The organism is Paenibacillus sp. LT-B23, from assembly GCF_059417685.1.
The window spans coordinates 79,479-105,361 of the sequence record NZ_JBSQBM010000023.1 but is presented as its reverse complement, the minus strand read 5'-3'; the positions used below and the strand labels follow the sequence as shown (position 1 = coordinate 105,361).

Annotated in this window: 23 protein-coding genes; 13 read left to right on the top strand and 10 right to left on the bottom strand. The window is 50.3% G+C overall.

Going from position 1 to position 25,883, the window contains the following annotated elements; translation table 11 throughout:
- The coding region (locus ACWXW9_RS23935) for an alpha-helical endospore appendage domain-containing protein (protein WP_494931479.1) at window positions 1–512 on the bottom strand (512 nt) is incomplete at its 3' end.
- A gap of 101 nt (window positions 513–613) precedes the next feature.
- Between ACWXW9_RS23935 and ACWXW9_RS23930 the strand changes: the two genes are divergently transcribed.
- From ACWXW9_RS23930 to ACWXW9_RS23920, 3 genes are all read left to right on the top strand, one after another.
- A complete protein-coding gene (locus tag ACWXW9_RS23930; protein ID WP_494931478.1) occupies window positions 614–3,589 on the top strand; it encodes a methyltransferase domain-containing protein in 2,976 nt (991 codons plus the stop codon).
- Between the two features lie 70 nt (window positions 3,590–3,659).
- Window positions 3,660–4,322, top strand: coding sequence for a class I SAM-dependent methyltransferase (locus ACWXW9_RS23925; RefSeq protein ID WP_494931477.1), 663 nt, complete (start codon window positions 3,660–3,662; stop codon window positions 4,320–4,322).
- Window positions 4,323–4,406: 84 nt separating this feature from the next.
- Window positions 4,407–5,108, top strand: a complete 702-nt coding sequence (locus ACWXW9_RS23920) for an HAD family hydrolase (protein WP_494931476.1) — start codon at window positions 4,407–4,409, stop codon at window positions 5,106–5,108.
- Window positions 5,109–5,210: 102 nt separating this feature from the next.
- Here the strand turns inward: ACWXW9_RS23920 and ACWXW9_RS23915 are convergent, their stop codons facing one another.
- Genes ACWXW9_RS23915 through ACWXW9_RS23890 form a run of 6 tightly spaced genes read right to left on the bottom strand, consistent with a single transcriptional unit; the run spans window position 5,211 to window position 11,950 of the window.
- Window positions 5,211–6,377: a YheC/YheD family endospore coat-associated protein gene (locus ACWXW9_RS23915; protein WP_494931475.1), complete on the bottom strand. Its 1,167-nt coding sequence runs from the start codon at window positions 6,375–6,377 to the stop codon at window positions 5,211–5,213.
- Window positions 6,359–6,874: a GNAT family N-acetyltransferase gene (locus tag ACWXW9_RS23910; protein ID WP_192512193.1), complete on the bottom strand. Its 516-nt coding sequence runs from the start codon at window positions 6,872–6,874 to the stop codon at window positions 6,359–6,361. Before ACWXW9_RS23910 ends, ACWXW9_RS23915 begins: the two co-directional genes overlap by 19 nt.
- A 17-nt stretch (window positions 6,875–6,891) precedes the next feature.
- Entirely contained in the window at window positions 6,892–8,001 is a 1,110-nt protein-coding gene (locus ACWXW9_RS23905; protein WP_494931474.1) for a YheC/YheD family endospore coat-associated protein, read from the bottom strand.
- Window positions 7,998–9,368, bottom strand: coding sequence for a YheC/YheD family endospore coat-associated protein (locus ACWXW9_RS23900; protein ID WP_494931473.1), 1,371 nt, complete (start codon window positions 9,366–9,368; stop codon window positions 7,998–8,000). The genes ACWXW9_RS23905 and ACWXW9_RS23900 overlap by 4 nt, the downstream gene beginning before the upstream one ends.
- A 12-nt stretch (window positions 9,369–9,380) precedes the next feature.
- Window positions 9,381–10,535, bottom strand: a complete 1,155-nt coding sequence (locus tag ACWXW9_RS23895; protein ID WP_494931472.1) for a YheC/YheD family endospore coat-associated protein — start codon at window positions 10,533–10,535, stop codon at window positions 9,381–9,383.
- Between the two features lie 44 nt (window positions 10,536–10,579).
- Complete coding sequence (locus tag ACWXW9_RS23890; RefSeq protein ID WP_494931471.1) at window positions 10,580–11,950, bottom strand: YheC/YheD family endospore coat-associated protein; 1,371 nt, start codon at window positions 11,948–11,950, stop codon at window positions 10,580–10,582.
- A gap of 163 nt (window positions 11,951–12,113) precedes the next feature.
- On the opposite strand from ACWXW9_RS23890, the gene ACWXW9_RS23885 reads away from it, so the two are divergent.
- The 3 genes from ACWXW9_RS23885 to ACWXW9_RS23875 all read left to right on the top strand — a co-directional run bounded on the left by ACWXW9_RS23885 (window position 12,114) and on the right by ACWXW9_RS23875 (window position 14,350).
- On the top strand, window positions 12,114–12,458 hold the full coding sequence (locus ACWXW9_RS23885) for a YlbF/YmcA family competence regulator (RefSeq protein WP_025685398.1): 345 nt from the start codon (window positions 12,114–12,116) through the stop codon (window positions 12,456–12,458).
- A gap of 72 nt (window positions 12,459–12,530) precedes the next feature.
- Window positions 12,531–12,815, top strand: a complete 285-nt coding sequence (locus ACWXW9_RS23880; protein WP_134910432.1) for a hypothetical protein — start codon at window positions 12,531–12,533, stop codon at window positions 12,813–12,815.
- A 200-nt stretch (window positions 12,816–13,015) separates the two neighbouring features.
- Window positions 13,016–14,350: a DRTGG domain-containing protein gene (locus ACWXW9_RS23875; RefSeq protein WP_192512197.1), complete on the top strand. Its 1,335-nt coding sequence runs from the start codon at window positions 13,016–13,018 to the stop codon at window positions 14,348–14,350.
- Between the two features lie 41 nt (window positions 14,351–14,391).
- On the opposite strand, the gene ACWXW9_RS23870 is transcribed toward ACWXW9_RS23875, so the two are convergent.
- Window positions 14,392–14,889, bottom strand: a complete 498-nt coding sequence (locus tag ACWXW9_RS23870; protein ID WP_134910431.1) for a sporulation membrane protein YtrI — start codon at window positions 14,887–14,889, stop codon at window positions 14,392–14,394.
- 12 nt (window positions 14,890–14,901) lie between these two features.
- Window positions 14,902–15,231, bottom strand: coding sequence for a YtrH family sporulation protein (locus ACWXW9_RS23865; RefSeq protein ID WP_134910430.1), 330 nt, complete (start codon window positions 15,229–15,231; stop codon window positions 14,902–14,904).
- A gap of 137 nt (window positions 15,232–15,368) precedes the next feature.
- Here ACWXW9_RS23865 and ACWXW9_RS23860 point away from each other — a divergent pair, with 137 nt between their 5' ends.
- From ACWXW9_RS23860 to pyk, 6 genes are all read left to right on the top strand, one after another.
- Window positions 15,369–19,049: a DNA polymerase III subunit alpha gene (locus tag ACWXW9_RS23860; protein ID WP_494931470.1), complete on the top strand. Its 3,681-nt coding sequence runs from the start codon at window positions 15,369–15,371 to the stop codon at window positions 19,047–19,049.
- A gap of 182 nt (window positions 19,050–19,231) precedes the next feature.
- Window positions 19,232–19,729 (top strand): phosphatidylglycerophosphatase A family protein, encoded by a 498-nt coding sequence (locus tag ACWXW9_RS23855; protein ID WP_149095369.1) that lies wholly within the window; start codon window positions 19,232–19,234, stop codon window positions 19,727–19,729.
- A 153-nt stretch (window positions 19,730–19,882) separates the two neighbouring features.
- Window positions 19,883–20,071: a hypothetical protein gene (locus ACWXW9_RS23850; RefSeq protein WP_013309585.1), complete on the top strand. Its 189-nt coding sequence runs from the start codon at window positions 19,883–19,885 to the stop codon at window positions 20,069–20,071.
- 183 nt (window positions 20,072–20,254) lie between these two features.
- Window positions 20,255–21,148 (top strand): acetyl-CoA carboxylase, carboxyltransferase subunit beta, encoded by an 894-nt coding sequence (gene accD, locus ACWXW9_RS23845; RefSeq protein WP_134910428.1) that lies wholly within the window; start codon window positions 20,255–20,257, stop codon window positions 21,146–21,148.
- On the top strand, window positions 21,149–22,132 hold the full coding sequence (locus tag ACWXW9_RS23840; RefSeq protein ID WP_494931469.1) for an acetyl-CoA carboxylase carboxyltransferase subunit alpha: 984 nt from the start codon (window positions 21,149–21,151) through the stop codon (window positions 22,130–22,132). It abuts the gene before it with no gap.
- 123 nt (window positions 22,133–22,255) lie between these two features.
- Window positions 22,256–23,686, top strand: coding sequence for a pyruvate kinase (pyk, locus tag ACWXW9_RS23835; protein WP_149095370.1), 1,431 nt, complete (start codon window positions 22,256–22,258; stop codon window positions 23,684–23,686).
- Between the two features lie 101 nt (window positions 23,687–23,787).
- Here pyk and ACWXW9_RS23830 read toward each other — a convergent pair whose 3' ends face one another.
- Entirely contained in the window at window positions 23,788–24,687 is a 900-nt protein-coding gene (locus tag ACWXW9_RS23830) for a LysR substrate-binding domain-containing protein (RefSeq protein WP_494931468.1), read from the bottom strand.
- Between the two features lie 207 nt (window positions 24,688–24,894).
- Between ACWXW9_RS23830 and ACWXW9_RS23825 the strand changes: the two genes are divergently transcribed.
- Window positions 24,895–25,818, top strand: coding sequence for a phosphate ABC transporter substrate-binding protein (locus ACWXW9_RS23825; protein ID WP_494931467.1), 924 nt, complete (start codon window positions 24,895–24,897; stop codon window positions 25,816–25,818).
- Window positions 25,819–25,883: the final 65 nt, after the last annotated feature.

The window sequence follows — 25,883 nt, the reverse complement described above, 5'->3', positions numbered from 1 at the left end:
GTGTTGCCTGTAGCTCCGGTAGGCCCAGTAGCGCCCGCGGTGCCCGTGGCTCCGGTAGGTCCTGTCGCCCCCGCGGTGCCTGTGGCTCCGGTAGGCCCAGTAGCCCCGGTAGCGCCCGCAGTGCCTGTGGCGCCTGTCGCTCCCGTAACTCCCGTAACTCCAGTAGCTCCGGTGTCACCTGTAGCCCCCGTAGGCCCTGTGCTTCCAAACGGAAAACAACAGGTTGCCCCGGTAATGCCTGGCGGATTGAGCAGGCACTGGAGCTGAGCCAGCAGGGCAAGCTCGTTTAAAAACGTACAATTCAAAACCGATTGTACGCTGTTATTTACTTCCAGCAGTTCGGCTATGCTTCCTGCGGGAGGTGTGAGGCCGGGAAGGGTCCCGACGGCATATTGTATTTTTTCACCCTCAGCATTAATCAAGTGACTTAATGACAGCTCTTGAAAGGCGATGCAGGCAAGCAGTGCATTGATGTTGTTTTCATCGATATTTCCAGGTGTAAGTCCATTCATATCACGCTCACTTCCTTATCGCTTAATCGCAATTAGCGTATGCGTCAAAGCAAGCAGGAGGAACGGTTATGAGGCTTCCGCCTGATGGGAGGCGTCGACTCATGCGTATATTAATCGGCAGCCCGGTGCATCAAAAGCCCGAAATATTAGTTTTATTTCTTCAGGCTTTGGAGCGGCTGGAAGCACCCGATGTGCTGCCGGATTATTTGTTCGTGGATGATAATGACAATCCGGCCTCAAGCCAATGGCTGACTGATTTTGCGGACCGGCTTCCGGGGCGTGTTTTGCCCCCGCTGTCAGGCTTGCAGCAATACGAGAACCGAAGCAATGAGCACACCCATTATTGGCCCCCTTCCCTCGTCTGGAAAGTGGCCGGGTTCAAAAATCGTCTCATTGACTACGCGCTTCAGCATCATTACGACGCGCTATTTTTGGTCGATTCAGACCTGGTTCTCCATTCCCGTACTTTATGCAGACTGGTCGAGACAGAGAAGGATATCGTATCTGAGATTTTCTGGACACGCTGGCAGCCTGACGGGGCATTATTGCCTCAAGTGTGGGTTAGTGATGAATACAATCTGTTCCATCGTGAAGAAGGTGAAGTGCTGTCGGCAGAAGAGCGGGCGCATCGCGAGCTTCATTTTATACATCAGTTGCATGTTCCCGGTTTATACGAAGTAGGCGGTCTGGGTGCTTGTACCTTAATTCGCAGACGGGCGCTGGAAGCCGGAATTCATTTTGGAAAAATCCCGAACGTTTCCTTTTGGGGAGAGGATCGACATTTTTGTATCCGGGCGGCGGCGTACGGGTTTTCGCTTTTTGTGGATACACATTACCCGGCCATGCACTTGTACCGCGAAGCGGACCGCATCAAGGCAGAACAACTGCTACTGACTCTGAATGGAATTATTACGCAGGACACAGCTAATACGGACGATCAAAAAGCTTCACTCACTCCTGAAAATTCAAATATTTCAGAAAATTCTCCATCCAATACTGCCTCTAAATCCCCTGAAATCACCATTCCACCAGATCTCCGTGAGTCTGTTGTCTTTGCAAAGCATGCTGCGGATTCTTTTGTTGTGCCACCAGCTTTCTCCGGTCCACAACATAGTGAGCTTCATGCTCCGCCTGTCTCCAGGCCCAAATTGACACTGAGCATGACGGTATGCAATGAGGCAGATCGCAAGCTTGCAGAAGTGCTTCGAAGTCATCGGGAATATATTGATGAAGCGGTCATTATTGATGATGGCAGCCGTGATGATAGCGGTGAATTGTGCCGGGATCTGCTAAAAGGGATTCCACTGCGTTTGATCCGTAATGAGAGGGCCTCCTTCACGAATGAAGTGGAGCTGCGAAAACAGCAATGGAGAGAGACGCTGGCATCTTCCCCGGAATGGATTTTAAACATGGATGCTGACGAAATATTTGAATCCCGATTTGCTCAAGCTGTGCATGCTTTATTAGCCGGAACGAAAGCCGATACCCTTTGTTTCAGGCTGTTTGATATGTGGTCTCCCACGCATTACCGTGATGATGATTACTGGCAGGCTCATCGTTATTACCGTCCCTTTTTAACTCGGTATCGGGATGGATTTCCTTATAAATGGAAAGAGCAATATTTGCATTGCGGGAGATTTCCCGATAATGTGCTTGAGCTTCCCAGTGAAATTAGCGACTATCGTATCCAGCACTGGGGCTGGTATACACCAGCTATTCGCACATCCAAATATGAACGCTATCAACAACTGGACCCGGATGCCCGCTATGGGTGGAAGGAACAATATGAGTCCATATTGGACCCAACTCCCCATCTCAGTCTCTGGATAGACCCGGGCCGGGATGATGTGAACAATAAACATGAGGCTGAGTCCGGAGACACTGCCAGCGTAAAATCCGATGTGAACACGGGCATGAATATCGAGGATACGACTGCTGAGAATAAAATTGAAGCAATTCATACTGTTGAAGCTGTTCAAATGGCTAACGCTGCCAACCCTGTTGAAACTGCTCCTGCTCATGAAGTTATTACCCCTACGAAACCTGTCAACACGAGTGCTGTCGCCAAGATTGCCGGTGTTCATGCTATTATTGGCTCCCGTACGCTTACCAAAGGCGAAATAGAGGGCGCACTTTATAGAGAAGGGAAAGGAGAAGAACAGGGCATGGCATGCAAACTGTGCGGCTCGTCCAATACGGCGGTGTTTCATCGGTATGAACATTTTACATTGATAGGATGTGGCTCATGTGGGCTTATTTTTCGCAATGATGTGGATCGGATACAGCCTGAGGATATGATCGCAGATATTTATAACGTCAAATGGGTCGCCATGCGCGATAGTGCAGCCGCTTCGACCTACGGGGACCATGCTCTTTTCGGACTCATGCTGCTGGATATGTTCAGTCCCGGTAAAGGGAATTTGCTGGAAATTGGATCAGGTACGGGAGAATTTATTCATGCTGCCCTTCAGAGTGGATGGAATGCTGTGGGCATTGAGCCTTCCATAGACTCGCGCGCATATGCCAAATACAAATATGACGTGGATCTGCTGCCGGGTTACTGGAATGGAGGCGATACAGAGACAGAAACAGAAACAGAAACAGAAACAGAAGAAGAAGCGGCGAATGAAGCGCCAGAAACAGAGGGAGATACTGCCTTATCCCTGGATCATGAATATGAGGCCGTTGCATGCTGGCATGTGCTGGAGCATATTGCAGACCCCGTAGCATTTTTAACGGATTTACGCGAGCAGCTTCAACCGGATGGAACGTTATACATTACAGTACCCAACAAAAACTCGTTTACAAATGAGGCTTACGGTGCTCACTCGCCTTTATTTACCGAGGAAGATCATTTGTATCATTATTCAGAGCACACGCTGACACGTTTGCTGGCGCAGTCCGGTCTGCGCCCTGTGGCCCTGTTCACCCGTCAGCTTCCTTCCGGTCTGGACGCCTTGATAGAGGTGCATCCCTTGTATGGCGAGCTTACTTTCACGGAGCGGATGGGACTGTTGGCCAAACTTCAAGGTGAGAAACGGGGTCATGAGCTATGCTGTGTGGCAAAGGCGATCTGAACTGGCTGGGGGAATATATGGTCTGACCCATACCGTTTCACCTTTCATTTAAAAAAAGGGGGCTATATCCATGAACGCTGCTGATCCGTACCTCTCCCGTTTTTTCGTGCATTCTGACCCCCATACCTCCAGCCTGATCTACAGGCTGCCCCAAAGCTGGTGGAGTCGTCCCTATGAGTATGAGTGGTGTCTGCACTTTATGTCCGGGCAGGATACGGTGCTTGACGCGGCATGTGGTATTCCGCATCCGTTCAAGTTTGAGCTGGCCCGGCGCTGCACTCAGGCCTATGCCTGCGATCTGGATATGAGGATCGTTTCCGTGGATGCCATATTGGCCGAGGTGCGCCGGGATATCGGAGAGGAGGCTGCCGAGCGTGTTCAGGAAATTTTACCGATTCGTCTTCACTCTGCGCATGCTAATTTAACCGCCTTGCCTTATGAGGCGGCCAGTTTTGACAAAATTGTATGTATATCAGTACTGGAGCATCTAACCCCTGATGACTCGTTAGCTGCCCTGTATGAATTTCACCGGACTTTGCGGGATGACGGGATGCTACTGCTGACCTTTGATTACCCTACGGTTAATCTGTCCGCGATGGAGCAATGGATGAGTCAGACGGGGTTTTCGTACTGGAGCGACGTTGATCTCAACCTTCCGCCGGACGCCTTGCATACGGATTTGTGGGGCGGTTTGCATTGTTTCAGGGCTGTTTTGAAAAAATATAAGAGTTAACGGTATGCGCAATGAGGTTTACACGGACCTCTCTTATTGCTTATCATGAGAGGGGTCGGAACTGTAAACCTACATAGGAAAGGAATGACTGACAACTACATGAACAATGCACCTGTGTTGAAGAAACCTGAGGCTATGGTATTTGATATGGACGGTACACTTTTTCAGACGGAGACGCTGCTGCTTCCTGCGTACCACAAGCTGTTTGATACGCTGCGTGCCGAAGGGCTTTTTGAAGGAGAGACGCCGCCCGAGGAGCTTATTTTGAATAGTTTGGGTATGCTGCTGGATGAAATCTGGAGAAGAGTAATGCCGGAAGCCAGCGAAGCGGCCCACAGAAGAGCGGACGAGCTGCTGCTCCAGTTGGAGCTGGAGGGATTGAAGAACGGAAGTCATGCCCTGTATCCACATGTAAAAGAAACACTCCAGACCCTCCACGAGCAGGGTGTTCGGTTGTTCGTAGCCAGTAACGGGCTGGAGGATTATGTAAAAGGGATAGCGGCTGCATATGAAATGGTCCCGATTTTTGAAGGACTGTATAGCGCTGGTGAATACAGCACACTTTCCAAAGTGAATTTGCTGGAGATTTTGTTGGGCAAGCACGGGATTTCAAACGTATGGATGGTAGGTGATCGTTCTTCCGATGTGGAGGCAGGCAAAAAGAACGGACAAACAGTCATCGGCTGCGCCTATGCTGGATTTGGTGTAAACGACGAGTTGAAGGGTTCCGATGCGATTATTACGGATTTCACGCAGCTGCTCACACTTTATAAAAACGCCGAGTAGCTACGAAGTACAGGTTACTGGTAATAGAAATGTTTGACGTACCCATATAAAAAACATTCGAGGTTAGTCGAATAAATGATAAAACAAGGAAGGCGGCCGCTTTTACGCGGAGCCTTCCTTTGCTTTATTCTCAGTTGTGCTTTCTGTGTTGTGGTCCGTCAGAGGTTTTGGGTTAATTTGCGTATGATAGATCCATAAGGCGTATTCCATGGGCTTGGCGATAGAGCGGCGGTAGGTTTCTTTTTCACCAATACGTGCAAATACCTCGCGTGCTGGCTTCGGATTGACCTCCAGTACATAAATGCGACCGTCCTTGTTGATCGCTAAATCGAGCGCAAGCTCGCACAATGCCCCATAGCTTTCCTCCAGATAAGCGGCGATATCCAGTCCGAGCTTTTCCCCCTGCTTGATGATTCTCTCTCTCTGTTTTTCATCACGAATCCATTGTGTCAGCAGTTGATTCATCGGTACCGCCTTGCCTCCGCCATGCAGATTGGAAGTAACGCTCCGATGTGCCCCGATCCGCCCTGCACATCCGGTTAACTCCCATGTCCCCTGACCATTTTTTTGCACCAGCATGCGGTAATCATGAACTCTGCCATTCGGCAGTTGTACAGGAATCCCTTCCTGAACAATGTAATTATTCATGTTCCAATTGCTTAAACGTGGCTCCAGACGGTCCAGACGCACCCGCTGTTGAGGAATAATATGACGTTTGCGATTGCGGCCCTCGATCAGATACAGGCCGCCCTGCTTGTTAACAGGCTCAATGCGTAAAATTCCGCGTCCACCGGTGCCGTTAATCGGCTTGAGGTAGACCAATGAATTCTTTCGGAGCATCCGCCTTACACTATGAAATCCTGTGAACGGCTCCGTTTCAGGGAGATGCGATCGGAAGGCAGACTTTCTCGCAAGCTGCTGATGAATGGCCCATTTGTTACTCAGTGGTCGGTTTAAATATACGAGATCTGTATATTGCACCCGAAATTCCTGCAACTGACGATATCGTTCACTGCGCTGTACCCGGCAACGGTCGAAAATCATATCCGGGAATTCCCGCCATTTCAGGGTCCATTTTCCGCTGTGCGGATCATACATTTGGGCAAGGAGCAACTTGCGTTCCTTATGGACATCGGCGGGAGTGAATACATACATATCCAGCCCCAGTCTTTTACCCTCTGTAATCATGCGCTCATATATGGCGCGTTCCTCCAATTGCTTTTTGTTGTTCAAATACAAGGCCATGATGCCTAGGACAGGTTTTGGCACAGCATTCCACCTTCCTCTGCCGTCTGCTCATCTTCGGACAGCTCTCCGCGAAATACGAGGGTTGGCTTTCCGGTCGGTCCAGTCGTCATTTCATGCGCAACAAGTCCTGCGCGAAAGCAGGTTTTGAGACTGGCCATATTGTCGGCGGCCACGCTGCACGTCAGGCGACGCAGCTGTTTGAGCTGGGCGGACAGCAGTCTAGCGCCCAGTCTGCGGCCCCGGTAAAGCGGACGAACGATCACGATGCACGCATCTTCACCGTAATTCAGAGCGAGGCAAAATCCCGCAATCCGCAGCCCTTGCTCTGTGCGCAGATAAGCGCACAGGAGGGAGGAGCCGGGGGATTTTAATTGCTCCGGCGTTAAAACGGCCAGCTGCCGCAAGGCATTGCGAGTAATGCGCATGCCGCCCGAGCTTCGGGCCAGAAATAGCAGTTGCCGTCGTCTCAGCAGCCAGCTCCGGGCAGGCAAATGTTGAACATTGCTAATTTGCGGCATGATTCCACTTCCTTGACTCATAATTTCATTCGTCCGGCCAAATAGGAGCTGTATTGGAATATGCGTCTCAGCGATTTTTGACGAATTTCCGGCTCGTCGAATTTCATGGGCTTGGCGTTGGCTTCAAAAAACCAGGGAATACCGAGCGTATCCACCCCCAAATCCATAGACATTTCCCCATGGGAAAGGCCGGAGCCGCGTTCAATTTGGCGTGCGATCTGAATGGCCGTGCTTTTGATCTTGTTCAGCAGGACCGTGCTGCTTTCAGGCCCAAGCAACGCAGACAGCAGCTTGAACGGGTCCTCCACACTTCCGCCGCGCGGAACATGTGTCGTAATACTCCCTTTGCCTGCCAATCTTGCACCAACTCCGGTAATGCTCCATGAGCCGCGGGCGTTTTTTTGCACCAGGATCCGCAGGTCGAACGGCTTTTTCTGATAAGTAGCCAGCTCGATGCCTTGCTGGATGATATAAGGTGACGCACCCGCTTCCCGGCGGATGCGCCCCCACAGTCGGGACAATGACACCGACCTGTAGGTTACGCTTTTTTTGTCATGCTGGATCGTCAGCCTGTAAGGCATTAGATGGTTCGACCGATATTTAAGAATCATAATCCCTTTTCCGGCTTTGCCGTTCTCAGGCTTGAGATACAGGTACGGATAGGTGGACAGCATTTTCCCCAGAGAAGACAAGTTGCCTAACCGTTTGGTCGCCGGAACGAGATGACGGGTGGATTCCGAGGCGCGCAGCCATTTGAACAGCTCCCATTTGTTAAAAAAACCCGGATTGTACAGCTCAACACCTGAGGCATGCAAAATTTCATCCAGTTTGGTACGCACAGAGGTTTTCAGTTCAAAGCTGCGGTTAGGAATGCGATTATAGATGACCTGTGGCTGTGGAAAGTCCCGTTCCTCCCACGTCTCTGAGCTTTTGTTGAAAATATAGCCCTTGACCGTTTCGGATGCCAGCTGCAGATCCTTGACAGTAACGATGTACACCTGGTAGCCCATTCGTGTCCCTGTTTCAAGAATATCCCTGAAATTGCGCTGATTGCCCTTGAAAAATTGTCCTTGATCGTGCACGGTCAATACAGCAACGACTGGTTTATGCTCCGCCCGGGTATTCATAGTTCCTCTTTTCTGCGGAATTTACTGAGGTAAAGACAGTGGTCCAAAATATGCTCCACGGATGCTTTACCCTCCGCACGCAACGATGGATGCTGAAAAATAGATCGCCCCGGCTTGGAGTTGGCTTCGAACATCCACACCTTTTCTTGTTGGTCAATGCCCAGATCAAACCCGATTTCACCCAGCAGATGATGATGATGGTGCTCGATAGCTTCTGCGAGCGTAACTGCGACGTTCTTGGCATGCTGAAGTACCTCGCCTGCCCGGTCTCCGAATACCCGATTCAGCGCCTGCTCCGGTGTCATAAGGGAACCGCCGTTTTTAATATGAGTTGTAACACTGCCGCGTCCAGACTTTTTGGCTCCAATTCCGACGACAACCCACTGGTTATTGCCGTTCTTGTGCATATGAAACCGGAAATCAATTGGGCAATTGTCAATCTCAATCAGTTGAATGCCCTGCTGAATGACGTAGCCCTTCAACGACTGGCCCTGATTGGATTGAAGCATACGAAGCATGGAGTTAAAAGAGGTGAAGCGTAGCAATACATTGCTTTTTTTCTTTCGGTACCTCACATAATAACCTTGCTTCGGAACATGGGAGAGACGGTAAATTCCTTTGCCGAGACTGCCCCCGCTTGGCTTGTAATAAGCAAATTGGTGACGGTCCAGCATGCCCCGGATACGCTCTGAGCTGGGGTTCGTATACGATTCGGGGACATAACGGTTGACCTCCGGGTTATTTTCCAGTAGATGATAAATATCCGATTTGTTGAAGAAGCTCCAGTTGAAGAAGGGAATCTTTTTGCGGGAAAAGCGCTCGCGCAACTGATTGATCGCCGGGGAAAAATCAGAGCGGCGGCTCGGCAGCCGATTATAAATCACGTCCGGCAGGGGTACGGTTTTACGTGTGAAATCCCCACCCGAGGACAGAAAATAGCCGTTAATTGTATCATTTTGCCAGTTGATATCCCGAGGGGTGAAGGCGAAAATATAAGATTTCTTGCTGCCTTCTTTCAGCAGTTGCTTAATAAAACCTGTACGTGAACTAAAAGGGCGGGTAGTGGAGGTATTGCCGTCAGACAGCACGCCGATCAGCGGCCCGAGCTGCACATCCCCGTCCTGATTTCGTAAATAGATGGACCCGCTTTTGGGAACACGGATCGCATTACGCAAGCCCGAGGTCAGGTATAGATGACGTCCTGCCTTCTGGATCGGTTTAATCGTCGCGGGAATCTGATCCTTGCCGAGCCGCAGACGAATGGACTTGGTTCCGGATAATTTAAGGCTTTTCAACAAGGAAGTGGATATATACGCCACCTTGTCGGGCTGCTGTGAGAAATGCACATTGCAATGCGTTAAACTCATCTGTTTATCCTCCTATACCGTATGTTCAAGGGAGGCGCCCGCGCCCTTTGACCCCGTCGGTTTCGAATGAGTCATTAAATACCGGGCATATTCGAGCGGGCGGTTGACTGACCGGTAAGCGCACTCTGGCTGACGGGTCTGAAAGAAGGAGGCCCGACCCGGCCGGGAATTAACCTCCAATAGCCAGATGTTCCCGCTCCGGTCAATACCGTAATCAATTCCCAGCTCGCCAAGGCGGCCGTATCGTTCCTCCAGCGCCCCGGTAATGGTTAGGGACAGCGCCATCATCTGCCCGATGATGAGACGCGTGCTGTCCGCGCCATATTGTTCACGAAGGTAAGACTCTGCTGGATGGGCTTCACCCCCTCCGTGCAGATTGGAAGTCAGGGTTCCTTTCCTGCCTTCTCTCACGGCAAAGCCCGTCAGTCGCCAGCAGCCGTTGCCGTCCTTTTGCATGAGCGCGCGGACATCAAAGGGATGACCGCTTTGGCTCGTTAATTTCAAATAAGGCTGCACGATATAGGATCGTCTGCGTGCAATCCCGTCGACCCATGATAATCCGGCATTTAGCTCGGAAAACTGGCGCCGGAACGGACGGTTTCGGGAGTCTCTGCCCTGCACGAGCAGTACGGTGTCTCCGTCCGATAGTCGTAGATACAACGTGCCCTTGCCGTGCGATCCGGCCTGGGGCTTCATAAATAGCGCCGAATGGCGATGCAGCCATTCCACAAGCTGAGCCGTGCCCCGGTAAGGCGCCGTAGGCGGCACAAAGGGACGCACTTCATCTATTGCGTGCAGCGCACGATATACCTGCCATTTGCCGGGCAAGTTACGTGACCAGTAGATGAGCTTGCGTGATTCCTGCTCTGCTATATGCTCCAGTGCGTGCCCGGCGCTCTGGCTACCGTGGGCATGGAAACAGCGATTATACACAATATCCGGCAAAGGGAATCGGCCGGATGTCCATACTCCATCGCGATAGGTATAACCTCGTATGGAGTGATCTTCGGGCGAAATTCCTTCGGCGGTAAACGCCATTACGTTAAGTCCGGAGCGCCTGCCCAACAGACTTAGCCTGCGGCAAAACTCCGCTTCGGTAATCGGGGGAATCGCCGCCTGATTCCGGCTGACGAGCACGCCCAGCGTGTCTGGTACGACAAGAGACACCGATAACAGCCTCCTTTGGCAGCCGGATTCCGTTAAGAGACGATTTATTTGAATCCGGCTGAATAACAGCAATATTCAATCATTTTCTTCACAGACGGTCGGGTTTTCTGATCATTTAACGGCGTATTGTCATTTTTCGAAGGTTTGGAGTTGACCTCCAGCAACCAGATATGTCCCGTGCTGTCAATCGCCAGATCAATGCCAAATTCCGCGAAATGGGCTGGAATCGCCTTCTCAACGCCGTTTGCAATTTCGAGCGCAGCTGTTTTCAGATGAGTCTGTCCGTTCGACTTGACTAAGGCAGGCAGCGTGGTTTTGACCAATGCCTCCTTGACCGTGCTCAGCGTGCCACCTCGTGCCAGATTGGACACAAAATGGCTGCCCCCGGCAATCCGGGCGACGATGGAGGTCACGGTCCATGCGCCAGAGGCGTTTTTCTGCACAAGCGCACGAAAGTCAACCGGACGCTTGCCGTGATCAATCAGGGTAAGGCCCTGCTGGAGCTGGAAGCGCGTCGTTTTCATTTTTCCTGCCAAGCCTTTGTACAGCTTTTCGATGTTCGGATACATTTGCTTTCGTGGTGTGCCGGCGGTGGTGGACAGTACGCAAAAGGTGCCATCGGCTTGCTTCGTAATGCGCATAATGCCTTTGCCCAGACTTCCCCGCACAGGCTTGAGAAAAACGGTGGGGTACTGGTGGCACATTTTTTTGAAGACCGCAAAGGTTTGTAACAAGTGGGACTCGGGTAAATACTTGCGCAGGGATGAATTGGATTTAAGCGCGTCGAACACTTCATTTTTATCGAGAAACTTTTCATTAAAAATGGCCGTGCCGTACTGTGATTTTACTTCTTTCATAAAATGCTGTACGCTAGTTCTGTTCTCGAGTTTACGAGAGGTGAGCCGGTTATTGACGACATCCCCGGCGGGCATGACTGTCTTTTTCCAGCCTCCGTCATAAACCCATCCCTGAACGCGTCCGGGCTGATTTCCAATATGCTCCGGGGTGAAAAAATACACATATGCTCCTTGTCTGCGGCATTCCCCGATCAGTTCACGGCAGAACAGGGTGATCGACCCGAAAGGCTTGTCGGGCTGTTCGGGATAGTCCCGACTGACCAGCACGCTAATAAGTGGGCCCACTCGAAGTGTCCGGCGTCCTCGGCTGTAGGTTACTCGCAGCTCACAATTGGAATGAAGTCCCATTTTGCGGGCCAGCACGCTTCCCACACGCAGACCCCTGTAACGGGGTACCGATATGACGGTAACCTGCTGGCGGAACGAACCGAAGGCCAGCTGTACGGGGTGTCCTGCGGATATTTTCCATTTGCGAAGCAAGGACTCGCCGACCATGAGTACGTCATCCTGCAAGATGCCCGATCCGATGATTTGAATCGTTGTTTTTTTGATGGACATCGTGGATCTCCTTCCAGGCAGCAACTTGATGTCTTAAAAGTAACGGGAAACGTGAAGGGGCTGTAATAGCACTGATTCATCATATGAGGACATATATCCCTTGGTGATTGACGGACAATGTGAAATGTTTGCACTATTATTTGAATTGGAGGAAACAACGAATATGAATATCTATGACAAAGCCCATGATTTGGCAAAAGCGTTGAAGGAAAGCAAAGAGGTGGAGGAAATTACGTCAGCGATGAAGCTGATTGAAACCGACCCGGAAGCCAAGAAAATGCTCGACGATTTCCGTGAGCGCCAAATGGAAGTACAGCAGCGAATGATGAGCGGTGATATGCCGGCACAGGAAGAGATGGAAAAAATGGAAAAGCTGTTCGAGGTGCTGAGCCTGAACCTGAATATCCGCCGTCTGTTCGACGCCGAACGCCGCCTGAGTGTGATCATCGAGGACGTTAACAAAATTATTGCAGACAGCCTGCAGCATTTATACGGCTCGTCTCTGTAAGTTTGTCTCATATTCCTTCCTGCCCTCTCATAGACTAGATACATAGAGTCACAGGGAGAGGAAGGGATAACATTGGGTACTTTTAAAAAATGGAAACACGGTTTGTACACACTGATTGCGCTGGCTATGGTGCTTACTGCGCTGCCGCGTATCTCGCTTACGGGCGGATTGAACTGGGTCAACGGCTTCGGTATTGTCTGGGTACTGTTTGCTCTGCTTGTCATCGGAGCGAATCTGCACTTTTTGCTTGGCGTGGATGAGGAAAAACGGAAAACGCTGGAGCGAGTGCGGCGGGCCAAAATGCAGCAGTGGCAGATGAAATGGGATAAAGAAGCTGATAAAGGCGGTACGCTGTAAAGGTTTCCTCCCGGCTTGCCATGAGCATGCTAGGATCCTGTCTGTCCGTGATAGTTAAAAAGCGGTCTCTGTAAAAAGGAGATCGCTTTTTGCTATTTCTGGCCTTGAAATTCAGTGATTCACGAGGGTCTAAAAAGGCAGGGTTTTGTGCTATAATAGATACAGAATGATACAGATTGAACGTTGGGGGTGTAACAGAGTTGGACGGGCTAGATGAAACGGTTACGAAGCATGAGCAGCTATTGCGTCATATCGAGCAGTTGAAAATAGGCTCCAAAATTTCTGTGCGCAGGTTGGCTAAAGAAATGAGCGTCAGCGAAGGAACGGCCTACCGGGCCGTGAAGGAAGCGGAGAACCTGGGGATCGTCATTACCAAGGAAAGGATCGGGACGGTACGGGTGGAAAAGCGTCCGCGCGGGTTGTCCGAGCAGCTAACCTTTGCGGATGTTGTGAATATCGTGGAAGGGCATGTGCTAGGGGGAAGCGAGGGGCTGGAAAAGCCCTTGCACAAGTATGTCATCGGAGCGATGCGTGAAGAGGCTATGGCCCGATACATCGATGCAGGCAGCCTGCTGATCGTCGGTAACCGCGAGGATGCGCACTCCCTTGCGCTGGAGCAGGGAGCTGGTGTGCTGATTACAGGCGGCTTCGGGACGAGTCGGGAGGTCAAGCAACTGGCGGACCAGATCAGTTTGCCGATCATTTCCTCGCGTCACGATACCTTTACGGTGGCCTCTATGATTAACAGAGCGATTTTCGACCGCTTGATCAAAAAGAAAATTATGCTGATTGAAGACATCGCGGCAGGCAAACCAAAGACGCAGACCTTGAAAATCAACAGTACTCTTACCGAATTTGAAGAGCTTTCGGTGACGACTGGAAACCACCATTTTGCGGTGGTGGATGAATGGAACCGTCTGATCGGCATCGTCAGCCGTAAGGATGTGGAGGGACTTCAACCCGAGCATACGATGGACAAATGTCTGATCCGCAATCCGGTAACCGTGACCTACCAGACCTCGCTCGCTTCGGCTGCGCAGATGATGGCGTGGGAAGGTGTGGATTATTTACCGGTCGTGGACCGCAACCGCAAGCTGCTGGGTTCCGTTACACGGCGGGAGGTACTGGATGCACTGCGCAACGCCCAAAAGCAGCCTCAGCTTGGCGAGACGTTCGACCAGCTGATCTGGAACGGATTTGCCGAGGAGCGTGATGAGGACGGATCATTATTTTTTCGTGGCTTCGTCATTCCTCAGATGGCGACCAATCTGGGGACCATTTCGGAAGGCGTGCTGGTGAACGTGATGACACAAGCGGGCTACCGGGCGGCCAGAGACATGAGCGGGAAGGATTATGTGCTGGACAATTTAACGACCTATTTTATCCGACCGGTACAGATCGAGGATGCCATAGTCCTTCGTCCGTTGTTGCTGGAAACGAGCCGCCGCACCTGCAAGCTGGAAATTGCAATTACACGGGAAAATCAATTGGTGTGCAAAGCGGTGATGACACTTCATTCCATTGAACACGGCTAGTGTCAATTCGTGTGTGGTAAGTGGAGTCAGAATAGAACAGTTTAATGACTTTCTGGAAGTCTTTCTTTTGCCTCCAGCCAAATTTGCAGCACACCTTCCATTACAAGCATCGTTTTGACCTGGATTGTATACTCCTTGTCACGAACGGTGTATTTTTTTTGGTGAAGCAACATGCGTACCAGCTTGCTGTCAGAATCAATCTCGAACATGTCCCGGCCTCGCAGCACCTCCAAATCCCGGCTGACGCGGCGAAGAAGCTCCTTTAGATTAATAGAGTCAATTTTTTCGGCAGAAGTTTCTTCGGCGATTAATTTGATTTCCTTGACAACAGTCTGACGCTTGCTGTATTTGCGCAGTGTTCTATTGTCCTCCTGCGCTTGCTGGAGCTGAAATTGAAGGTCCTGATTGTTCATCCACAGCTCATTGAAGCTAGCGTGCCAGATGGCATTGTAGACAATCGCTCCGGTAATCATGCCCAGCACGAACACGGAGGATAATTGCATAAAAGGGCGCAGGCGCTCAAAGGGGGGCACTCTCATGGTCTTTTCACCTCATGGCCGTGCGTTGCCGCACACCCATTTGACCAGCTCTGCACCCATATGAGCGCCTAAAAAGGCAAAAATCAAATATAATATTTGCTTAATGGCAGGCGACAAATTACCATCCAGCATATTGCTCTCAATGACCCGAATCGGGTCCATCGTTCCCCCCACAGCGGCGGCAAGCGCCCATATTTTAATTCTTCCGGCAACCTCCAGCATCGTCTGGGTAGGCGGCTGAAGCGATACCACAGCTCCCATTCCGCCGAGCATGGCTCCCCCGAGCACGATGCCGAAGGCAATGAAAAAGTCGAGAATCGCTTTGGATATAAAAGTGCTCATGCTCTTTTCCTCCTTAGGTGTAAGAATCAGGACCGCGCTTGTCCGCCCGGGTCTGTACTTTTATTGTATGGGCGCTACCAACGTGGATATGATAAAATAGTTTGAAGAAAAACAAGCGGTGAAAGGAAGAGAAGCGCATGAGTTCATTTGTGCATTTGCATGTTCATAGCGAGTACAGCCTGCTGGACGGCGCGGCTCGTACCGCGGAGTTGGTCAAACAGGCATCAGCTTATGGAATGAAGGCACTGGCCCTTACGGATCACGGGGTTATGTATGGTGCCATTCCTTTTTATAGAGCGTGTGTGGAGAACGGCATTAAGCCGATTATCGGGTGTGAGGCTTATATGACGGCAGGCTCGCGCAAGGAGCGGGGCAGCCGGAAGGATCAGCCCATATATCATTTAATTTTGCTCGCCAAAAATAAAACAGGCTATCAAAATCTGATGAAGCTGTGCTCTATCGGCCATTTGGAGGGCTTTCACTACAAGCCGCGCATCGACATGGAAGCGCTGGCTGCCCATCATGAAGGCATCATATGCTTGAGCGCATGTTTAGGCGGTGAAGTGCCGCAGCATTTGCTGCATGGCCGGGAAGCCGAGGCAAGGCGGGCGGCGGAACGCTACCGCAACATTTTTGGCGATGATTTTTATCTGGAGCTTCAGGATCACGGTCTGTCGGAGCAAAAGCGCGTAAATCCTCTGTTGATCGCGTTAGCGAAGGAGCTGGATATTCAGCTGGTAGCGACGAATGACGTGCATTACCTGACCGAGCCGGATGCAGATGTACAAGACGTTCTGATCTGCATTGGAACTGGCAAGACGGTCGACGACGAGGAGCGCTTGCGCATACCGACACGTCAGTTATACCTGAAAAGCCAGGAGGAGATGGCTCGTTTGTTCCCCCATGTGGCGGAAGCCATCGACAATACAGTGCGTATTGCTGAAAAATGCGAATTGGAGCTGGAATTTGGGCAATCCATTTTGCCTGAATATCGTCCGCTGCCGGAAGACATGACTCCTTCGTCCTATCTGCGCAGTTTGTGTGTGCAAGGGCTGGAGCGTCGTTATGGGAGTGATCTGGCGTGGGAACAACCGGAGCAACGGGAAAGGCTGGAGCAGCGGCTCAGTTATGAGCTAAACACCATTGACAGCATGGGATTCAGTGATTATTTTCTGATCGTGTGGGATTTTATCGCTTTCGCTCATAAGCATAATATTGCTACCGGCCCGGGACGGGGTTCCTCGGCGGGCAGTCTGGTCGCTTATGTACTTAATATCACGAATGTGGATCCCATGAAATATAACCTGCTGTTTGAACGGTTTCTGAATCCTGAACGGATTAGCATGCCGGATATAGATATTGATTTCAGCGATGAACGACGGGATGAGGTTATCGACTATGTGGTGCAGAAGTACGGTAACGAGCATGTAGCGCAGATTATTACCTTCGGAACGCTGGCGGCAAGAGCCGCAGTGCGTGACGTTGGGCGTGCGTTGAATGTACCGTATGGCGAAGTGGACAAGGCGGCCAAGCTGATTCCGGCGCAGCTCGGGATTAATATCCGTCATGCGCTTGAGATCACCCCGGAGCTGAAGACACTGTATGAAACCAAGCCCAAGACGCGCGAGCTGCTGGATATGGCAATTAAAGTAGAAGGCATGCCGCGTCATGCCTCGACCCATGCGGCGGGTGTCGTCATTTCGCGGACTCCGCTGACCGATGCAGTTCCGCTTCAAGAGGGGAGTGAAGGGGTTCCCCTGACGCAATACTCGATGGAAAATCTGGAGCGGATCGGTTTGCTGAAAATGGATTTTCTTGGGCTGCGCACCCTTTCTATTATTGAACGCTGTACGCGTTGGATTACCGAAGAACATGGGGAAACGCCTGATTTTAGCCGCATTCCTGATAATGACCCATATACCTATGACATGCTGGGCAAAGGCGACACAGGCGGTGTGTTCCAGCTGGAGTCGGCGGGGGTACGCCGGGTGCTCAAGGATCTAAAGCCAAGTGTGTTCGAGGATATTATTTCTGTATTGGCCTTGTATCGTCCGGGTCCAATGGGCTTCATTCCTAACTTTATTCAGGCCAAGCATGGGGAGATTGAGGTTCATTATCCGCATCCTGATCTGGAGCCCATCTTGAAGGATACGTACGGCATTATCGTGTATCAGGAGCAAATCATGCAGATTGCTTCGCGTATGGCGGGCTTTTCCCTGGGAGAAGCCGATCTGCTGCGTCGCGCCGTGTCCAAGAAAAAGCGCGAAGTGCTGGATCTTGAGCGAGGTCATTTTGTGGAGGGCAGTGTCAAGCAGGGTTACACGGAAGAGGAAGCCGGAAAAGTCTATGATATGATCGTCCGTTTTGCGGACTATGGATTTCCACGTGCACATGCGGCTGCTTATGGTGTGCTGGCGTTCCAGACGGCGTATCTCAAAGCCCATTATCCGGTGCAGTTTATGGCTTCCATGCTGACAGCGGTGATGGGTAGCCACCGGAAAGTGGCGGAATATGTCGTCGAATGCCGTCGTATGGATATGGCAGTTCTGCCGCCTGATGTGAACGAAAGCGGGGTGCTGTTTACCCCGTTGCAGGACGGTAATATCCGCTTCGGGCTGGCCGCGATTAAAAATGTCGGCACGCAGGCGATGGAAAGTATTCTCGCCGTTCGCAAGGAGCGTCCTTTTGACAGCTTGCTCGATTTTTGTCGCCGTGTGGATTTGCGGGTGTGCAATAAGCGAGTGATCGAATCGCTCATTCAGGCAGGGGCTTTTGACTCGTTGCCGGGTCATCGGGCGCAGTTGCTTGCCATGCTGGATGAAACGGTGGATGCAGCGGTCAAATGGCGCAAGGAACGTGACGATTTGCAAATTGATATGTTTGGTTTTGTGGAAATGCCTAACTGGGATATCGAATATCCCGAAGTACCAAAATTCAGTGCAGGTCAGCAGTTAGAGCTGGAACGTGAGTTGTTGGGACTGTATCTGTCCGGGCATCCGCTGGATGATTTTGAGCCGTTGCTGGAAAGCAGCGATGCGGAGCGTCTGATGGAATTGGGCGATGTGCCGGATGAAGCGGTTGTCGTGACCGCAGGTATGGTTGTGTCGCTCAAGACGATTACGACTAAGCAGGGCAAGGCTATGGCCTTTATCGAGCTGGAGGATCAGATTGAGCGCTGTGAGGTTGTGTTGTTTCCCGAAGTGTGGAAGCGAAGCCACCAGTGGATTGAAAAGGGAGCGCTGCTTGCGCTTCGTGCCAAAATGCAGCACCAGGACGAGCATTTCAAGCTCCTTGCGGACGAGGCCGCGCCACTGGCGGAGGATTCGCTGGCGCGGCTTCTCCAGCGTCGGCGTGCCGGAGCGCGTTCGTCCGCCGCGGCTGGCTCTGCCGCTGGCAGCCCCGGCGGGGGAACGCCAGGTGTGCCGTCGAGGCCGTCGGCAGCCGGGGCGTCTGCGCAGCCGACTACGACGGCGCAAGCGGTCCCGCCCGTTTCGGCGGCTCGCCCGGCCACGGGCACTACGCCGCACGCCACGGGAGCGGCTCCCAGCGAACAAGCCTCGGCTCCGCGTAGTTCGGAGCCGACTGCCCGTCAGCGGGTGTTTGTCAAAATCACCCGCCAGGCCGAGAAGGACGCCAGCTTGCTGGTCAGCCTCAAGGCGCTGCTACAGGAACATCCCGGTGCATTGCCTACCGTACTTTTTTATGAGAGCAGCCAGCGTTTGCTGGCATTGAGTGATGCTTACAGCATCAAGCCTTCGCCTCAGCTTTTTGACCGGATGGAGTCGATGCTGGGGGCAGGCACAGTGAAAGTCAAATAATAATTACACACTAAAATAGTTACAGGCTGATCCGCCCTTATTGTAACAGTTTAATGAACATTTTCCTCCCCTCCCGCATACACTTGGAACACTGGCGGAACAGGAACACCAGCACTTATCCAGCATCATGAGGTTCCGCAAGGTGGAAGACAGAACTGTATGGTGAAGGCGGGAGGGAAATCATGTCCTATGAATACGCAGAATCCTTGTTAATTCGCAGAGGCATTAGTATTGAGTCCATAGCGGACATTGTTTTTCAGCTTCAGCTAAAATATTACCCCCAGTTGACCATTGAAGAATGTGTAGACAGCGTAAAGGCAGTTTTGCAGAAGCGAGAAGTGCAATATACGCTATTCACGGGGATTGCGCTGGATGAACTGGCCGAAAAAAAACTTCTTCCCCAGCCGCTGCAAGCCATTATGGAGGCAGATGAGCCCCTGTACGGGGTGGACGAGACACTGGCCCTTGGGATTACGAGCGTCTATGGTATGATTGGCTTGACCAGCTTCGGCTATCTGGATAAAGAAAAGACGGGAATCATTGAACAGCTAAACCATAAAGGCAGCGGTATTCATGTATTTCTGGACGATCTGGTCGCCGGACTGGCTGCTGCCGCTTCTTCGCGCATTGCTCATCGTAGCCTGCATGCCAAGCAATACCCTTCGTCATTGGACACTTGATTTACCTGTTCAAACAGAGTCAATGATTTTCTGGGCCCTCTGACCGATCTTGACCGAGCAGAAGGGCTTTTGTTGCGGGAAAAAAGTAAGGTATGTTATCATGAGTCTATTATATGGGCTCAAAACTTGAGGCTTAGGGGGTAGAAACAAGGCATGTGGACGGTGATCTATATAGCACCGACGGCCAGACTGGCTGACATGATTAAGCTCAAACTGTCGGAAGAAGGTTTTATGGTGCAGGCCCGGGCCATCAGCGCGTCCAAGCAGCAGTTTGAGATACTTGTGCCTTCGGGTGAAGTCGAAGAAATACAGGAAGTGCTTAATTCGATTTTGCGCCCTTGAGTCCGGAACGGCGGAAAGTGATACAGCAGCATGAATGGAACGAAGGATGCACGATTGGCGGTAATGTTCTGCAAAAACAGGCGTTGACGTGTGTATAAACATAATGCTTAGAGGTGCCGCACAGACGGCAGAGGACCTTGTATCGGTTACGGCTGACAAATAAACGGCTGGAGAGGTGTAGTTGTGTTTAAAGATTTATTCCAAAAGAAGCGTAAATACGCGACCATCCCTTCGGAACGGGCGCTGAGCGGCGATCAAGCGGACATGCCGGATCGTCCCAAACGAGAAATTCCCGAAGGTCTTATGACCAAATGCGGCAAGTGCGGGAGCATTCAATACAGTAAAGAGTTGGAAAAAAATCTGAAAGTGTGCCCAGTATGTGGATATCATATGCGTCTTAACGCGATGGATCGTATCCGTATGGTGCTCGATGAAGATACATTTACAGAATATGATGCCGATATGATTTCGGTTGATCCGCTGGATTTTCCGGGATATGCGAGCAAGCTGGAGCAGCAGACGCTGAAATCCGGTTTGCGAGAGGCTGTCATTACGGGCGATGGGCTTATTCATGGGCATCCGACTGTTGTTGCGGTGATGAGCTTTGACTTTTTCACTGGCAGCATGGGTTCGGTCGTCGGGGAGAAAATTACCCGCGCCATTGAGCAGGCGATAGATAAGCGTCTTCCGCTTATTATTTTCTCCACATCTGGTGGGGCGCGTATGCAGGAAAGTATTTTGAGCCTGATGCAGATGGCCAAAACAAGTGCGGCTCTCGCTCGCATGGACGAGCAGGGATTGCTCTATATTTCCGTTATCACCGATCCGACTACAGGTGGAGTATCCGCCAGCTTTGCTACGCTTGGAGATATTAACATTGCGGAGCCGGGGGCAGTATTCGGTTTTGCCGGACGTATCGTGATCGAACAGACGATCAGACAGAAGCTACCGGACGATTTTCAAACCTCCGAATTTAATTTGCAGCACGGACAATTGGATATGGTTGTACATCGCAAGGAACTGCGCGATACACTTGGCCAACTGCTCGATTTGCACAGCGCGAAAGAGGTGGAATAGATGGCTGGCGAATTGCCTTATGAAAAGCCCCTGGTCGAGATGCGACAGAAGATCGAAGAACTCAAGCAATTCGGACGGGATAAGCAAATTGATTTTACAGATGAAATTAACCGTCTGGAGGAACGTTATCTCCAGACGGAGGAAGAAATATACACAAACATTACAGCATCGCAAAAAATGCACGTGGCCCGTCATCATCAGCGACCGACATCGCTTGATCTGATCGAGCAGGTGTTTACGGACTTTATCGAATTGCACGGCGACCGCCTGTATGGCGACGATCTGGCGGTCGTGGGTGGAATTGCCAAGCTGAATGGTATTCCGGTAACCGTCATTGGACAGCAACGTGGCAAGGATACGAAGGACAACATCGCGCGGTTTTTCGGAAGCGCGCACCCGGAGGGATTCCGTAAAGGCTTGCGTCTTATGCAGCAGGCTAACAAATTCAAACGCCCTATTATTACATTTATTGATACGAAGGGCGCTTATCCGGGTAATACAGCAGAGGAGAGAGGTCAATCGGAAGCGATTGCCCGCAATTTGCGGGAGATGGCAAAGCTTTCGGTGCCTGTTATTTGTGTGGTCATCGGCGAGGGTGGAAGCGGCGGTGCACTTGCGTTTGCCGTCGGCAACCGTGTGCTGATGCTGGAGCATGCCATCTACTCGGCCATTTCTCCAAACGGAGCGGCCTCGATTCTGTGGAAGGATGCTTCCAAGGCGGATCAGGCTGCCGAGGCCATGAAGATTACGGCGAATGACCTCCTGCGCATGGAGGTCATCGAGGATATCGTGCCGGAGCCGAAAGGGGGCGCGCATCGTAACTATGAAGTAACTGCTGCTGCTATCAAGGAGTCGCTGGAACGTCATTTGGCCGACCTTTTGAATATGAACTGCGACGAATTGAGGGAAGATCGGTATCAAAAGTTCCGAAAAATAGGCCAATATACCTTTTTGAAAACTTCGGAACCAGGTCCTATGTTGTAATACGCTGGAAACGGGTAACAATAAATATGACGAACTTCCTATACAAATAGGAAAAAGTGTAGTAGATTTAATTGTTGGAAAAAGATATAAAGTAGCACCTTTGAAAACGGAGGAAAAACCCAAATGCGCAAAACTAAGATTGTATGTACCATCGGTCCTTCCAGTGAGTCATTAGAAAATGTGAAGAAACTGATTTTGGCTGGTATGAACGTAGCCCGCCTGAATTTCTCTCACGGTGATTTCGAGGAGCATGGCAACCGGATCAAAAATATCCGCCAAGCTTGTAAGGAGCTTAACAAAAACGTTGCTATTTTGCTCGATACGAAGGGGCCGGAAATCCGGACAGGAAAGCTCGAAGTTGAACCTATTGAGCTTGTTCAGGACGAGTATATTATGCTGACAACGGAAGAAATTCTCGGTACGAAAGATCGTATTTCCGTTACGTACCAGGATCTTCCCTCGGACGTGGAGCCCGGCTCCACCATTCTGATCGACGACGGTCTGATCGGGCTCACCGTTATTGAAGTATCAGGTAGTGAAATCAAATGCCGCATTGTCAATGGCGGAACGATCAAGAGCAAGAAAGGCGTTAATGTTCCCGGAGTGAACATTTCCTTGCCAGGCATTACAGAAAAGGATGCTAACGACATCACTTTCGGTATTGAGCAGGACGTTGATTTCATCGCAGCTTCTTTTGTTCGTAAAGCGAGTGATGTACTGGAAATTCGTGAATTGCTGGCGAAGCATAATGCAAGTCACATTCAAATCATTTCCAAAATCGAAAATCAGCAAGGCGTCGACAATTTGGACGAAATTTTGGAAGCTTCGGATGGCCTGATGGTTGCCCGTGGTGACCTCGGTGTTGAAATTCCTGCTGAAGAAGTGCCATTGGCGCAAAAATTGATGATTACCAAGTGTAATGTAGCGGGCAAGCCTGTTATTACCGCAACACAAATGCTGGATTCCATGCAACGTAACCCGCGTCCGACTCGTGCGGAAGCGAGTGACGTAGCGAATGCCATTTTTGACGGAACAGATGCCATTATGCTGTCCGGCGAAACAGCTGCGGGTAAATATCCGGTAGAGTCTGTACTGACGATGTCACGTATTGCAGAGAAAGCAGAATCCGCTCTGAACTACCGCGATTTGTTCAAAAAACAAAGAACGGCTCAGGAAGTTAGTATTACGGAAGCGATCAGCCAATCCGTTTCTATTTCTGCGCTTGACCTGCATGCCAAAGCCATCCTGACGTCCACACAAAGCGGAACAACGGCGCGTATGATTTCCAAATACCGTCCACAAGCTCCGATTATTGCTGTGACAACGCAGGAAAGAACAGTTCGCCGCTTGGCTCTGATCTGGGGAGTACATGCAGTACAAGGCAAACCTGTCGTGGACACGACGGACAAACTGATCGAAAATGCACTGGAAGGCGGTCGCAAATCCGGTCTCGTTAAAGAGGGCGATTTGGTTGTTATTACCGCAGGTATACCGCTCGGTGCTTCTGGTTCTACAAATCTGATTAAAATTAGCTGTGTTCCTGCACAAGCGTAACTTTAGCTGGTTCGGAATAAAACAGACAGGTTTCATCTTCTAGGTGCAGCAGAGAGAGCATTCAAGTCATTTATGACTGGGATGCTCTTTTTTTATGCTCTCTAGCTTCTCTGATCCTCCAGACCTTCTATCCGTGTAAAATCCAGAAATGCCTGCTGGATCATGCTGAGGTTAGTATCGCGTAGATACAGTAAATTTATGTGGTAACGCTCATTCTGTCCCTCAGCATGAGGCCAAGGAAGCCACTCTACTGACGGAACGTCACTACCTTCGTTACGAAGAACACCACAGGCAGGGAAGAAGGCAAGTGCTTCTCCGTTGCTTACCACCTGCTTTAACGCCTCCCATGAATTCATTTCCAGATGGGGCTTGATCAACGAGGAATATGGATCTACAACAGATGATCCGCTATATCTCACCCATGAACCCTTGTCCAGCATTTCAGGCCCCAAAGCATCCATTGGTTTGGAAGTATACTCCATAGACATAGACCTGATAACTCCAATTCGATCCGAAGCGACAGGCTCTACCACCGTATGCTCGGAAGAATACTCTCCGTCATTCAAAAAAGCAAAATCAATCTCCCCCTGCTTTAGCAGTTGTCTGACTTTATCCGGGGATTGAATTTCTAGCCGAATTTGGCATTCGGGATATTGTTGAGCAAATTTAGCCATCATAGAAGGGAGTATATACGTGCCCGAGATGGACTCGGCGCCGACGTGTAATTGTCCCTGCGACTGCTCAGCATGTTCATTCACGGTTTGTCTTGCTTCTTGCTCCAGTGCAACCATCTGCTTTGCGTAAGGCAGCAGTTTTTTGCCAGCTTCGGTCAGCATAATTCTTCCTTGTTGGGAGATGAACAGGGAGACTCCCAGTTCTTTTTCCAGACTTTTCATATGAAAGCTGACGGTAGGCTGTTTAATTTGCAATGCCTCGGCCACATCCGTCGCCTTGTGGAATTTATCGATCATCATTAAAATGCGCAATTTTAAAATATTCATGGACTTGAACAGCTCTCCTTACATGGCATTCATGTATAAAAAATAGACTATAGATTAATTATATACTGAAAAACAAATTATCTATCAATATTTAATATTTCTTTTACAAAACCAAGTCGTTCATCTAACATTCCAAGCCTACAATGTAAAAGTGTTGATGGTCATAAATAAAAAACCGTCACTTAAATAAGGGGAGGACAATAAAAAATGTTGAAAAAATGGCCGTTCATTCTGATGACTCTTACCATGGTATTTGCACTTGCAGCTTGTGGATCAGCTAACAATGCTGCACCGCAAGGAAACGCTGCTACAGGAACAGACAATAAAGCAGCTACTGAACTGACAGGTAACATTCTGGCTGTTGGCTCCACTGCACTTCAACCATTGGTAGAGCAAGCGGGACAAAAATTTATGGCTGTAGATAAATATAAAGGAATTGCGGTTCAAGTACAGGGCGGCGGTAGCGGTACTGGCTTGACTCAAGTTTCTGGCGGGCAAGCGGATATCGGTAACTCCGATGTGTTTGCAAAAGAAAAATTGGAGAGCGGCGCAGATGAACTGGTCGATCACCAAGTAGCTGTTGTAGCTATGTCAGCAGTAGCGAATCCTAAAGTAGGCGTAGCAGATTTGAAGAAAGATCAATTGGTACAAATTTTCACAGGTAAAATTACCAACTGGAAACAAGTTGGTGGCGCAGATCAAAAAATCGTTATCGTAAACCGTCCAAGCAGCTCCGGTACTCGTGCAACATTTGAAAAATACGCTTTGGGACAAAAAACGGAAGATCTGCCAGGCTCCATTCAGGAAGATTCCTCCGGTACTGTGAAAAAGCTGATTGCTGAAACACCGGGTGCTATTGGTTACCTGGCTCTGTCCTACATCGACAACACGGTAACAGCATTGAAATACGATGGTGTTGAGGCCAATGTGGAAAATGTAGAGCAAGGTAAATATCCAGTATGGGCATATGAGCATATGTACACTAAAGGTGAGCCAAAAGAGCATGTAAAAGCATTCCTGGATTACATTCTGTCTGATGAAATCCAAAAATCCGATGTCGTAGACCTGGGATACATTCCAGTATCAGGCATGCAAGTTAAACGCGATGCCGACGGTAACATTACGAAATAAGGAGATATACACCTTCTGTTCGGATGAATGCAGCTAAATGCAAAGTTATATTCACGGAGAAGAGG